The sequence below is a fragment of the Moraxella boevrei DSM 14165 genome, assembly GCF_000379845.1.
In the GTDB taxonomy this organism is placed as follows: Bacteria; Pseudomonadota; Gammaproteobacteria; order Pseudomonadales; family Moraxellaceae; genus Faucicola; species Faucicola boevrei.
The window spans coordinates 96442-109607 of the sequence record NZ_KB903793.1; the positions used below are offsets into that span (position 1 = coordinate 96442).

At 42.1% G+C, this 13166-nt stretch carries 14 protein-coding genes and 2 pseudogenes; 6 read left to right on the plus strand and 10 right to left on the minus strand.

Annotated features, from left to right (window positions below; translation table 11 throughout):
* The first annotated feature begins 130 nt into the window (after positions 1-130).
* The 3 genes from gorA (at position 131) to gloA (ending at position 2929) form a co-directional block, all read left to right on the plus strand.
* On the plus strand, positions 131-1495 hold the full coding sequence (gene gorA, locus A3G3_RS0108325) for a glutathione-disulfide reductase (protein ID WP_019520079.1): 1365 nt from the start codon (positions 131-133) through the stop codon (positions 1493-1495).
* 104 nt (positions 1496-1599) lie between these two features.
* The gene (locus A3G3_RS0108330; RefSeq protein ID WP_019520080.1) at positions 1600-2229 is read left to right on the plus strand and encodes a carbonic anhydrase; all 630 of its coding nucleotides are present in this window, start codon (positions 1600-1602) and stop codon (positions 2227-2229) included.
* A 184-nt stretch (positions 2230-2413) separates the two neighbouring features.
* On the plus strand, positions 2414-2929 hold the full coding sequence (gloA, locus tag A3G3_RS0108335; RefSeq protein WP_019520081.1) for a lactoylglutathione lyase: 516 nt from the start codon (positions 2414-2416) through the stop codon (positions 2927-2929).
* Between the two features lie 96 nt (positions 2930-3025).
* Here gloA and yaaA read toward each other — a convergent pair whose 3' ends face one another.
* The 8 genes and pseudogenes from yaaA to tnpA form a co-directional block, all read right to left on the minus strand.
* On the minus strand, positions 3026-3820 hold the full coding sequence (gene yaaA, locus A3G3_RS0108340; RefSeq protein ID WP_019520082.1) for a peroxide stress protein YaaA: 795 nt from the start codon (positions 3818-3820) through the stop codon (positions 3026-3028).
* A 50-nt stretch (positions 3821-3870) separates the two neighbouring features.
* Positions 3871-4977: an alanine racemase gene (gene alr / locus A3G3_RS0108345; protein WP_019520083.1), complete on the minus strand. Its 1107-nt coding sequence runs from the start codon at positions 4975-4977 to the stop codon at positions 3871-3873.
* A gap of 47 nt (positions 4978-5024) precedes the next feature.
* Positions 5025-6500: a replicative DNA helicase gene (dnaB, locus tag A3G3_RS0108350; RefSeq protein ID WP_019520084.1), complete on the minus strand. Its 1476-nt coding sequence runs from the start codon at positions 6498-6500 to the stop codon at positions 5025-5027.
* A gap of 211 nt (positions 6501-6711) precedes the next feature.
* On the minus strand, positions 6712-7170 hold the full coding sequence (gene rplI / locus A3G3_RS0108355; RefSeq protein ID WP_019520085.1) for a 50S ribosomal protein L9: 459 nt from the start codon (positions 7168-7170) through the stop codon (positions 6712-6714).
* 15 nt (positions 7171-7185) lie between these two features.
* Complete coding sequence (gene rpsR, locus A3G3_RS0108360) at positions 7186-7413, minus strand: 30S ribosomal protein S18 (protein ID WP_009502268.1); 228 nt, start codon at positions 7411-7413, stop codon at positions 7186-7188.
* Positions 7414-7428: 15 nt separating this feature from the next.
* Positions 7429-7851, minus strand: a complete 423-nt coding sequence (rpsF, locus tag A3G3_RS0108365; protein WP_019520086.1) for a 30S ribosomal protein S6 — start codon at positions 7849-7851, stop codon at positions 7429-7431.
* Positions 7852-8028: 177 nt separating this feature from the next.
* Complete coding sequence (locus tag A3G3_RS0108370) at positions 8029-8424, minus strand: hypothetical protein (protein ID WP_019520087.1); 396 nt, start codon at positions 8422-8424, stop codon at positions 8029-8031.
* Between the two features lie 233 nt (positions 8425-8657).
* Positions 8658-8939, minus strand: a pseudogene (tnpA, locus tag A3G3_RS13490) (IS200/IS605 family transposase); the annotation flags it as partial.
* Positions 8940-8941: 2 nt separating this feature from the next.
* Between tnpA and A3G3_RS14315 the strand changes: the two are divergent.
* Positions 8942-9250: pseudogene (locus tag A3G3_RS14315) on the plus strand (RNA-guided endonuclease InsQ/TnpB family protein); the annotation flags it as partial.
* 145 nt (positions 9251-9395) lie between these two features.
* Here A3G3_RS14315 and A3G3_RS0108380 read toward each other — a convergent pair.
* Together A3G3_RS0108380 and ilvD are read right to left on the minus strand one after the other, a co-directional pair.
* Positions 9396-9674 (minus strand): hypothetical protein, encoded by a 279-nt coding sequence (locus A3G3_RS0108380; protein WP_019520089.1) that lies wholly within the window; start codon positions 9672-9674, stop codon positions 9396-9398.
* A 50-nt stretch (positions 9675-9724) separates the two neighbouring features.
* Positions 9725-11626 (minus strand): dihydroxy-acid dehydratase, encoded by a 1902-nt coding sequence (gene ilvD / locus A3G3_RS0108385; protein ID WP_019520090.1) that lies wholly within the window; start codon positions 11624-11626, stop codon positions 9725-9727.
* 156 nt (positions 11627-11782) lie between these two features.
* Here ilvD and A3G3_RS0108390 point away from each other — a divergent pair, with 156 nt between their 5' ends.
* Together A3G3_RS0108390 and pal are read left to right on the plus strand one after the other, a co-directional pair.
* Positions 11783-12307 carry a DUF6231 family protein gene (locus A3G3_RS0108390; protein ID WP_228702719.1) on the plus strand — a complete coding sequence of 175 codons (525 nt, stop codon included), beginning with the start codon at positions 11783-11785 and terminating at the stop codon, positions 12305-12307.
* Positions 12308-12562: 255 nt separating this feature from the next.
* Positions 12563-13081 (plus strand): peptidoglycan-associated lipoprotein Pal, encoded by a 519-nt coding sequence (pal, locus tag A3G3_RS0108395; RefSeq protein ID WP_019520092.1) that lies wholly within the window; start codon positions 12563-12565, stop codon positions 13079-13081.
* Positions 13082-13166 lie beyond the last annotated feature (85 nt).

Consider the following 13166-nt stretch of genomic DNA (forward strand, 5'->3'; position numbering starts at 1 on the left):
CAAAAAAACATACTTTGCCAAAAAATCTAAAAATGAAGTTTTTAAAAAATTGTAACACTCAGCCTTGCCAAATTTTGTTATAATACAACCAATTTATCACCAACCTGTTTATTTGCAACAAGGAAATCTTATGACAAATTCAACCCAACATTTTGACTATATCGCCATTGGCGGTGGTTCTGGAGGTATTGCGTCCGCCAATCGTGCCGCCCAGCACGGCAAAAAAGTCGCCATTATTGAAGCACGCCATATCGGTGGCACTTGTGTCAATGTCGGCTGTGTACCCAAAAAAATAATGTGGTATGGGGCAAACATAGCAACCGCCATTGACAAATACGCCCCTGATTATGGCTTTGAATTTAAAGACAAGCAGTTTGACTTTGCCACTTTGGTAAAAAGCCGTGAAAATTACATCAGCCATATTCACGGTTTTTATCACAAAAATTTTGACAAAAATGGCGTAACGGTCATTGACGGCTTTGCCAAATTCATTGACAAAAACACCGTAGAAGTCAGCAAAGACGGACAAAGCACCACCTACACCGCCGACCACATCGTCATCGCCACAGGTGGTCGCCCGAGCCGCCCAAACATTGACGGCAATGAGCTTGGCATTGATTCGGACGGTTTTTTTGAATTGACAAGCCTGCCCCAATCGGTGGTTATTGTCGGAACAGGTTATATTGGCGTGGAGTTGGCAGGGGTGCTAAACGCCCTTGGCAGTCAGGTTACTTTGGTGGGGCGTGGCAAGGGGCTACTCAAAGGTTTTGATAACGACATCACCGAAAAACTTAGCCAAATTATGCAAAAAGACGGCATTGACATCATCACAGGCGAACCGACAAGCGTCAAAAAAGATGGCAAATTGCACATTGCCCTAAAAGACGGCAACACCTTGCAAACCGATTGCTTGATTTGGGCAACTGGGCGTGTGCCTGCCACCGACAACATTGGGCTTGACAAGGCAGGCGTGGCGGTAAATGACAAAGGCTACATCAAGGTGGACAAATTTTCCAACACCAGTGTGGACGGCATTTATGCGGTGGGCGATATCATAGAAAATGGCGTACCACTCACCCCTGTGGCGGTGGCAAGCGGTCGCAGACTCTCCGAACGATTGTTTAACAACAAACCAAACGAGCATTTGGATTACAACCTAATCCCCACTGTGATTTTTAGCCATCCGCCCATTGGCACGGTGGGTCTGTCCGAAGAAGATGCCAAAGCCCAATATGGCGATGATGTCAAAGTGTATCAGTCTAGCTTTACGCCAATGTATTCTGCCGTTACAAGCCACCGTGAGCCGTGCTTGATGAAACTGATTTGCGTGGGCGATGAGCAAAAAGTGGTGGGGCTACACGGCGTGGGCTTTGGCGTTGATGAGATGATTCAAGGCTTTGCGGTGGCGATTAAAATGGGGGCAACCAAGCGTGATTTTGACGACACCGTTGCCATTCACCCAACAGGATCAGAAGAGTTTGTAACCATGCGTTGATTAAGGATAATTAATTGTAATTTAACAAAACATCGTCAATTTTGGCGATGTTTTTACAAGGACAACTACCGATTGATTTGTAACTATTTTTAAGGAAAATTACCATGCAGGCCACCGTCCACACCGCAGAACAAGCCCTACAAATGCTCAAAGATGGCAATGCCCGCTTTGTAAAAAGCCTAAAAAACCCCGATGCCACGCTTTTAGCGAGCAACGCCTTGACTGATGTGCATGACCCGTATGCCATTATTTTGGGCTGTTCAGACGCCCGTGTCCCTGCCGAAATCGTCTTTGACCAAAGTCTTGGTGACCTATTTGTTATCCGTGTGGCGGGCAACGTTGTCGCACCATCGCAAATCGGCTCAGTAGAGTTTGCCACCGAAAAATTTGGTACAAAACTCGTCGTGGTGCTTGGGCATTCACATTGTGGAGCGGTAACCGCTTGCGTGGAAACGTTAATTAATCCTGAACAATATTTTTCGCCAAACTTACAATCTATCGTGGATAGAATTCGCCCAAGCGTCTATAACCTGCATGAACTCTACACCGCAGGTGGGCAATCGGTGGATGCTGATGAATTGGTCGCTCGGGGCATCAAAGCCAACGTGCGAATGTCGGTTAGTCAGCTCAAACACGGTTCTCGTGCGTTAGAAGATTTGGTGGAAGCAGGTCAACTGATGATTATTGGTGCTGTGTATGATTTACAAACAGGGAAAGTAGAGTTTTTAAAATAAGCATTAAAGATAACAAAAATTTACAGTTTGCTAGTGTTATTGTAATGCTAAACTGGTTAGAATATCAACGTAATTATTAATTTTAACTAAATGATAATAAGGCAAGGTTTTTATGTAACTGTTGCCTTTGAGAAATAAATCGATAAGTTTTTTAATAAATTTTTAAATAAGGTAGTATAACGACATGACAAATTCAACTGCAACACCAAGCCCTAGCCAAACACAATGCTACACCTTTAATCACACCATGCTTCGTGTTAAAGACCCAAAACAATCATTAAATTTTTATCAAAACGTGCTTGGTATGACCTTATTGCACAAAAAATCCTATCCTGATGCCGAGTTTGATTTATACTTTTTGGCAAAACTTACCGATAGCGAAATCGCCGATCTACCTGCAGAAAACACTGCAGAACGTGCAGAATTTACCTTTAGCCAGCGTGGCATTTTGGAATTAACCCACAACTATGGTACCGAAAACAATGCAGATTTTTCTTACCATGATGGCAACAGCGAGCCACGGGGATTTGGACATATTTGTTTTGCTGTACCTGACTTGGCAAAGGCAGTGGCGTGGTTTGATGAAAATAATGTCGTGTTCCAAAAACGTCCAGAAGATGGTTCAATGAAAAACATCGCCTTTATTAAAGATCCAGACGGCTATTGGATTGAGATTGTGCAAGCTAACACCATGAGTTAACTATTAGCTGTGTAACTCTAAATTCTACAAGATTATCGGTTGGGCTGGCGTGTGTAACCCAACCGATAGCCAAATTATCAATAATATGGACAAAGTTTAATCGTTATCTCTTCTAAACAATAATTGCTTATCATCAGAAAGATTTTCCACAAAATAATAACCGTCCAAATCAAAATTTTTCAATTCATCAACGGTTGTCAACTGATTTTCACAGGCATAGCGTACCATCAACCCACGGGCTTTTTTGGCATAAAAACTCACCACTTTGTACGCCCCATTTTTACCATCTTCAAAGCGTGGTGTCACAATATCAGCGTGAATAGCGGTGTTATTGACCGCTTTAAAATATTCGTTAGATGCCAAATTTACCAATACCTTATCGCCATTTTCCGCCATTCGTTGATTAATCAGTTCGCTAATCGTGTCGCCCCAAAACTGATATAAATCTTTGCCCTGTGGATTGGTGAGTTTTGTTCCCATTTCTAGACGGTAGGGTAACATTAAATCTAACGGTTTTAGTAAACCGTATAATCCTGATAAAATACCAAGCTGTTGATTTAAATATAAAATTTGTGCTTGGCTTAATTGATAAGCATTCAAGCTTGTATAAACATCTCCGTCAAATAAATAAATTGCAGGTTTCGCTCCTTGACTTTGTTGAAATGGCCTAGTTTCGTCCCATTGCCAATTATCATTACGCTGTTTGTTTAGTTCGGCTAAATGATGAGAAATGCCCATTAACTGCATTAAATCAGTCGGCTCAAGTGGTTTTAGCACTGACATCAATTCGCATGCCAATGGCATTAACGCAGGTTGACTATAGTCACTAAATTCAAGCGGTGGCGTGTCGGTTTCATTTAAATTTTTTGCGGGAGATAATAAAAAATACATAATAACACCTTGTAAAATTATGGATTAGTTTTCATAGTTCATTAAATCAATTAGTCAAACGTATAACGCCACGTTGGACGTTTCGTCACCAAACACAGTAACTCGTAGCTAATGGTTGCGTTCCAATCAGCAACGTGATCAATTGGCAATTTATCACCCCATAACTGTATAGACGTGTGCAAGGTTACGTCTGTATTTGCAGGGATTGCTACCATGAGCATATCCATTGCCACTCGCCCAATAATTGGCAAACGTACGGTTTTTTCGTTTAACGTTGCTACCACATAGGCATTATCGTTAATCACCCGTGGATAGCCGTCCGCATAGCCCACGCTGACGATACCGATTTGACAAGGCTCTGTCGCTTGCCAACGACTGCCATAGCCCACACAGTCACCCTTGTCAAGTTCATGTACCGCCATGATACTCGCCCCAAATCGCATAACTGCTCGTAAATTCAACTGCTCAGCAGATTTGTTGCCAATCGGCGTTGCCCCATATAACATAATACCTGCACGCACCCAGTCGTGTTGGTGTTCGGTAAAATTGACAATTCCTGCAGAATTACATAACGAACCTTCTACCTTTGGGCTAACTTGTTGTTTTAACTCGGATAAAATCCGTTCAAAGCAATGAATTTGTTGTTGGTTTTGCGGATGATTTTTGATATCGGCATTGGCAAAATGACTCGTCAAAATTAGCGGATAGCCAATCGCCGATAATTGTTTGGCAATCGGTAAAATTTCAGCTTCACCAAAGCCCAAACGGTTCATGCCTGTGTTTAGTTTTAACCAAATTGGCGTGTTGCTCGGCTGTTTGGCAGGGTGTTGTAATGCCCAGTCCAGTTGCTCGGCGTGATGCACCACACATTGTAAGCCGTTGGTAAGGCAATATTGCCACTCGTCCAACGAAAATGCCCCCTCAAGTAAAATAATGGGCTTTTTCCAGCCTGCTTGTTGCAGGGTTTTGGCTTCTGCCAAACACGCCACGCCCAACGCATCAGCCGATTGTAGGGCTGGTAGACACTCACTCGCCCCATGCCCGTAAGCGTTAGCTTTTACCATCGCCATGAGTTTGGCATTGGGTGCGTGCTGTTTGGCAATGTGTAAATTGTGGGCTAGGGCGGATAAATCAATGGTAACGTGAGTATTTCGCATGATTGTAGTTTTTTGTTGTTTAACTTGATTAAATGATTTGGTTAAAATTATTCATCAGCATCGCTATAGGTTTCGCCTTGGTACATTTCTGGGGTCAGATTGACAAAACGGGTAAACTGCCCTTGAAAGCCAAGCCGTACCGTACCAATCGGTCCATTACGCTGTTTACCAATGATGATTTCGGCAACCCCCTTTTGTTCACTCTTCTCATTATACACCTCATCACGGTAAATAAACATGATTAAATCTGCATCTTGTTCAATCGCACCCGATTCACGCAAATCCGACATAATTGGGCGTTTGTTTGGACGGTTTTCCAAACTACGGTTGAGCTGAGATAAGGCGACCACAGGGCAATTCATTTCACGAGCCAATGCCTTTAGACTGCGAGAAATTTCTGAAATTTCACCCACACGGTTGCCGTCCAAACTAGGTACTTTCATTAATTGTAAATAATCCACCAATACCATGCCAAGTTTGCCATCATGGTCTTTGGCAATCCGCCGACAACGAGAACGTACTTCAGAGGGTGGTAGGGCGGTGCTGTCATCTACATACAATTTTTTGTTATGCAAATGGGTAATCGCGGTGGTGAGCATCGACCACTCGTGTTCGCTCATTTGCCCAGAACGCAGATGACCTTGATTGATGCCACCCCACGATGATAACAAACGCATAATAATGGACTCAGCAGGCATTTCCATCGAAAATACCACCACAGGCAAATCGGTATGGTTCAAAATCCCTTCCGCCAAATTCATGGCAAACGTGGTCTTACCCATAGACGGACGGGCCGCCACAATAATCAAGTCACCCCGCTGTAAGCCTTGGGTTTTGTTGTTTAATTCCAAAAATGGCGTTTGCAAACCAATCAAGCCATCAGGGCGAGCTTTTAGGGTTTGAATCGTATCCATGACGTTGGTAATCACCGCATTAATACGAGTCGGACCTTTGGATTGTGCGGTGCGAGTATACTGCTCGTTAATCGCAAAAATCTCACTCTCGGCAACATCCAAGATATCGCTAACACTTTGCCCTTTGGGGTCATAGGCAAGGTTTAACATATGATTGCCCGCCTTAATAACTTGGCGTAATACCGAGAACTCCCGCACTCGCTGAGCATAAGCGGATAAATTAAACAAAGTAGCAGGACTTTGCGATAAAATTTCTGCCAAATAATCTGTATCTCCTGCAGTTTTTAGCAGTTTTTGCGACTCAAGCCAATCCGAGACCATGACTACATCGTATGGCTCATTGCTATCAGCAAGATGTCTAATCGCACTAAAAATCAACTGGTGCCGTTGGGCATAAAAATCTTTTTCATTAATGCTATCAGAAATCCGCTCAAAACTTTCTTCTAATGACATCAAACTTGCCAAAACCGATTTTTCCAAATCAATGCTATGTGGTTGGTGTAAAGCGGTCTCAGATAAAATATTTTGTGGTAATTTTTCAGTACTTTCGGTGGTTGATGGTTGGTGATTGACGACAGTCGGCGAATTGGTTATATTATTGTCTGACATTTTTTTCTCAAAATTTTTATAAATTTAAATCATTTTTGGCAAGCCACTATACCCAATTTTTTGCTAAAAAACCAATGAATATTTTTAATCAACCATTGTAAAAAAGCCAAAGAAAATAAACCAACATCAATAAAAAATCATAGAAAAACTACAAAAAAAAGAGACAACCAAAGTCATCTCTTTTTTAGGATTTTGTATCAACTATAAACAATTAAGGATTACTGTCTTCTGCTAAAATCGTGACCAAAATATCGGCTTTAATATCGTGGTGTAGTTGGATACTTACATTGTACTCGCCAACGTTACGCAATGCCCCTTCAGGTAGTTTAACTTCTGAACGGTCAACTGGTAACCCAGATTTGGTTAACGCATCAGCGATATCACGTGTACCGATAGAACCGAACAATTTACCTTCATCACCAGCTTTTGCACGGATGATAACGTTCACGTCTTGTAACGCTTCTGCACGTTTGTTGGCTTCTGCTAATTCTTGGGCTTCTTGTTTTTCTAGTTCAGCACGGCGTGCTTCAAATTTTTGAATGTTTGCTTCGGTTGCTGGTAGGGCTTTGCCTTGTGGAACAAGGAAGTTACGACCGTAACCTGCTTTTACATTCACAGTATCGCCTAGTTTACCTAAGTTAGCGATACGTTGTAATAAGATAACTTGCATATATCACTCCTTAGATTATTTTTGGCTATCGGTATAGTGGATTAACGCAAGGTAACGAGCTTGTTTGATAGCAGTCGCTAGTTGGCGTTGATATTTGGTTGATGTACCAGTAATGCGGCTTGGTACGATTTTGCCACTTTCACTGATATATTGTTTGAGCAACTCTACATCTTTATAATCAATGTGGGTGATGCCTTCAGCGGTAAAACGGCAAAATTTACGACGGCGGTAAAAACGTGCCATGGTTAGTCTCCTTAATTATTCGTCGTTATTGTCAGCGTCTTCAGATGACTCATCATCGGCTGGTTGGTAGTCTTCTTGGCTGTCGTTACGGCGTGATGCTTTGCGAGCACGCTTTTCTTCAGCAGATTTTGCCAATGGTGATTCTTCAGTAATTGCTTCATCACGGCGGATAACAAGGCTACGAATAATCGCATCATTATAACGGAATAGCTCTTCTAACTCATCAAGGGTAGATTGACCTACTTCAATGTTAAGTAGTACATAGTGAGCTTTGTGTACTTTGTTAATTGGGTAAGCCAATTGACGACGACCCCAATCTTCTAAGCGATGGATAGCACCATTTTGCTCTTTGATAAGGTTCATGTAACGCTCAACCATGCTAACCACTTGGTCGCTTTGGTCTGGGTGTACTAACAACACCAGTTCATAATGTCTCATAAAGACTCCTTACGGATTAAACAGCCATTGACCCCATGTCAACAGCAAGGAGATTGTATTTGGTAGTTAATGAATAATCAAATTACCAATCACATACAATAAAGTGCGGTATTTTACGCTAACTTGATTGATTTAGCAAGTTTTATTTTGCCATTTTTTTGGTTTAACATTCTTAATTTATTTTACAAATTCGCTCACGCAGGCTTGTAGGGTGTTGCTTACGGTTTTGGCGACGATTCGGGTGCGGGCTGAGCTGTCAATCGCTGTGGTGGTAAGATCAGTCATAGTCACAGACTGTGGGGCTTTTTCAGACACACAACCACACACGCTGTTGGTGATTTTGTTTTGTTGTTTGTTGGTCATGATGCTGCTGGCGACTTTATAGTATTGGTTGTTTTTGATTTCGCTTTGGCATTTTTGGTTAACAGCGGTTTGGAATACGGCGGTGCCGATATTGGTCGCTGTGCCGATAGTATTCACGACGGTGTTGGTGGCGACAGTTGGGTCAATCGTGCCTGTGGTTGAACACGCAGTCAGGGCGACAAGCATCGGGAGAATGGCAAGTTTTTTCATGGGTTTTTCCTTTTAAAATTAATATTATGGCATTTTAAATCATATTATGAGTAAAATTTTTATAATTCAAAATTTTCATCTGACGTATTCATAGTTTTTAACCTAATCTTGTGCAAAATAAAAATATCTTATGATACTGCAAAAATATTTTTATCCTCTGTTGCTGTAAAACCACCGACTTCAGGCGGTGGATATAAGGCAACTCCGTAACCATGCTTACGCATGGACGTTGTTTAGTGTGGTGTATTCTGCTGTTCAATATACTGGCGGATAATCTCGATTGGAGCACCACCACAAGACCCTGCAAAATAGCTAGGCGACCACAACGCATCACCCCATAACCGCCCTTTGATGGACGGATATTCTTTCTTACGCAATAGCCGACTAGACACGCCTTTCAGACTATTAACTAGACTAGAAATAGCCACTTTAGGCGGATAAACCACTAATAAATGCACATGGTCGCATTCACCGTCAAATTCAACTAATTGTGCCTCAAACTTTGAACAAACTTCCATTTAACAGCAAAAAAGGCAAANTAGCCAAATCGGTTTACGATGCAGGTTGGTTTGAACTGAAACGACAATTGACCTACAAATGCGAGAACGCAGGTTGCCGTTTTGAAATCGTGAATGAACGATACACTACCCAAACTTGCTCGTGCTGTGGCGATATGTCCAGTAGTCCGAAAGGTAGAGCAGGACTTGGAATAAGAGAATGGACTTGTGCAAAGTGTGGCACACGGCATGATAGAGATATCAACGCCAGTAAGAACATTCTTGCGGTCGGGCTTGACTGTCTGGGAGCAGGAATCCCGGAACAATAGGGAGGGGAGGAAGTCAATCAGTAAAAGTTGGTTAAAAATTGTGGTTTTTACTTGAATCTAAGAATAAATAACTTAATTAAAAAATACCATCTAAAATAAATTTATTAGATGGTATTTTATTAAAGTCAATTGCAAAGTGTTTATGCTAATCTTGAGTTATTGATTTAATAATTGAACCTTCAACTACAAAACTAAGAGTTATATGATTTATTTTAACAGTCTTTTCACCTTTTATATGAGCATTTTCAATCTTTCGGTAAACTGTTTGCTTAAACCCTATTTCACTCCCAACAATTCTAGTTAATTGACTATAGAATTTTGTTAAATACTCATCTACTCTTTTTGATGGCTGAAGAGTTGTCCGATTCGTATTGGAACTAGAATTTACATTCATAGATTCACCCATATTAAAAAATTGTTGCATACTATCTCCAATAACTTGAAATCAATTTTAATTATTAATTCCTTTCAAAATCACTTCTCCACCTGACTCACATCTCTCACCGCCCCTGTATCGGCACTTGTCGCCATGGCGGCATAGGCTCGTAGGGCTTGGGAGACATAGCGTTCACGATTGACAGGTTTCCACGCTTGTTTGCCACGTTCATTCATGGCGGTACGGCGTTTGGCAAGCTCATCGTCCGATACGTTCAGATGAATGGAGCGGTTTGGAATGTCAATTTTGATGATGTCAAATTCTTCCACAAGTCCAATCGCCCCGCCTTTGGCAGCTTCTGGGCTTGCGTGTCCGATAGACAGCCCCGAAGTACCACCGCTAAATCGTCCGTCTGTGAGCAAAGCACACGCCTTACCCAAGCCTTTTGATTTTAAATAAGAAGTTGGGTAAAGCATCTCTTGCATACCCGGTCCGCCTTTTGGACCTTCATAGCGGATAATGACAATGTCGCCTGCGACAATTTTGTCCGCCAAAATCGCCTCCACCGCACTATCTTGACTTTCAAAAACCCTTGCTCGCCCTGTAAATGTCAAAATGCTCTCATCCACGCCTGCGGTTTTGACGACACAGCCTCGTTCGGCAATATTACCAAACAATACAGCAAGCCCACCGTCTTGACTGTACGCAAATTGTTTACTGCGAATACAGCCAGACTCACGATTGACATCAAGATTGCTCCATTCACGGTTTTGGCTAAATGCTTGTGTCGTCCGCACGCCAGCAGGGGCGGCGATATACAGGGAGCGAGCGTCCACATTCTCAGGGTTCATAATGTCCCACTTAGCAAGTGCGTCCTTTAAGGTTGGCGAATGTACGGTTGGCACGCTGGTGTCAAGCAGCCCTGCTCGGTCAAGCTCCGCCAAAATACCCATTACCCCGCCTGCACGGTGCACATCTTCCATATGGTATTTTTGGGTGGCAGGGGCGACTTTGGATAGGCAAGGCACTTGACGAGACAAGCGGTCAATGTCTGCCATTTTAAAGTCCACGCCCGCCTCGTGTGCCGCCGCCAAAAGGTGCAAAATTGTATTGGTGCTACCGCCCATGGCAATGTCAAGGCTCATCGCATTGCAAAAAGCCGATTTTGTGGCGATACTTCTTGGCAAAACGCTATAGTCGTCCTGTTCATAATGGCGTTTGGCAAGCTCAACAATCATTCTGCCAGCAGTCAAAAACAAGTCTTTTCTTTTGGCGTGCGTTGCCAAAAGCGAGCCATTGCCTGCCAAAGACAGCCCCAACGCTTCGGTCAAGCAGTTCATCGAGTTGGCGGTAAACATACCAGAACACGACCCACAAGTTGGGCAGGCCGAGCGTTCTACACTTGCCACATCTTCGTCCGAAATCAAATCGTCCGCTGCGTCAATCATCGCATCCACAAGGTCAAGCTTACGCACATTTTTGCCACTATCGTCCGTAACTGTCTCATGGGTCATGTGTCCGTCATGCACTTCGCTTGCCAGCACTTTACCAGCTTCCATAGGGCCACCTGAGACAAAAATGGTGGGGATGTTAAGGCGTAAACTTGCCATGAGCATACCGGGGGTGATTTTATCGCAATTAGAAATACAGACCAACGCGTCCGCACAATGGGCGTTTACCATATATTCCACGCTATCAGCAATCAAATCACGGCTTGGCAAGCTATACAGCATACCACCATGCCCCATGGCAATGCCATCGTCCACGGCAATGGTGTTAAATTCTTTGGCAACCCCGCCTGCTTTTTCAATCTCTCGTGCGACCAGTTGCCCTAAGTCTTTTAAATGCACATGCCCTGGCACAAACTGGGTAAATGAGTTGGCAATGGCAATGATAGGCTTATTAAAATCATCGTCCGTCATGCCTGTGGCACGCCATAAGGCTCTTGCCCCTGCCATATTGCGACCTTGTGTAGATGTTTTTGAGCGGTATTGTGGCATAATATTTTTCCTTTTTGGCTATTGGCTAAAAATAAAATTCTCACTATTTTACCGCTAAAAAACCAATCAGTATAGCAAAAAAATGCGTTAAATTTGCTTACTGATTTATAATAAAAAGTTTGCTAAAATATCTTTTAGCTTACCAAATGGAAAAATATGGATACTTCTATGCCAGACCCAACCTCTAACCCCGACCCAGTTTGCCAAGCCTTGCAACAAACCTTACAACTGTTGCACGCTAACGAACGAGATAAACCCAAGCATATTTTATTAATTGCTGAAAATCATGAATATTTTCAAATACTTGAACAAAACTGTGACGAATTTAATTATCAATTTTACCCAAGTGATACCTTTAATCAGTTAAAATTTTATCGGCAATATGATATTGCGATTTTAGTGTTAAATCAACAAGATAGCAGGATTTCTGAACAAAATTTACAACGTTGTCGGGATTTATTTGCCAAACATAGTTTGGTTTTTCATGCCGAAAATAACCCTGCTCAACCGAGCGAATTTGGCTTTCAGTATTTTTGCCAAACACCCTGTCAAATCAGTCAAATAAGCAAACAAAATTTTAATATTTACCAGTTTAACTTATTTGATTATAAACGCTTGCCTGATTGGTTGAATAGTAAATTTTGGGCAAATCCTGAACACTGGAATAAATTTCGTTGGTAAGCTGGGATAAAAATTGGTAAAAGAAGCAAGATAAAGGGTAAAAAATTGGCGATTATCGGATTTTTGTTAAAATTTATCTAAAATTGTTAAAAAATTTGGTGAAAACTATTTACAAAAAAACGTTAATTGCTTAATCTATAGCAATTATTTTTACGGTTTTTTTACGTCATAGAATTTTTTAATAGTTTGTTAAATATTTTTTAATAGAATAATTAGTTAATTTTATGATATCACGGTTTTTTTAAGGAAAACTTTATGTTAAATATCAAAAATGTATTGACTGTTTCAATGGTTGCAGGTGTGTTAGCCTTAACTGGCTGTTCTGCCAAACGCAAAAGCTCAGAAGTCGTGGTTGCCCCAATGGGCGTCATGGGAGCAAATGGCTACTATAATGGCGGTTCAACCGTTAACAACAGTGCAAGCACCATAAACGCTGCGGCTGCCATGGGCAACGCCAACGCAGTATATTTTGCGTTTGACAGCAGTGACCTAGACGCACAAGGTCAAGCAGTGTTGAACCAACAAGCCCAATTCTTAAAATCTGACCCTTCAGCCCGTGTACAAATCTCAGGTCACACCGATGAGCGTGGTAGCCGTGAGTACAACATGGCGTTGGGCGAGCGTCGTGCAAAATCTACACAGGCCTACTTAGTTTCGCAAGGTGTTGACGCATCTCGTACCGAAGCGGTGAGTTTTGGTGAAGACCAACCTGCGGTACAAGGTACAACTGAAGATGCGTACGCACAAAATCGCCGTGCGGAATTGAGCTACTAATCTTTTAGTTTTTTTAATTTATTTTAAAAATAATCTTTAAAAACCTAATTTACCAAAACATTAATGGCTTGGTAAATTGGGTTTT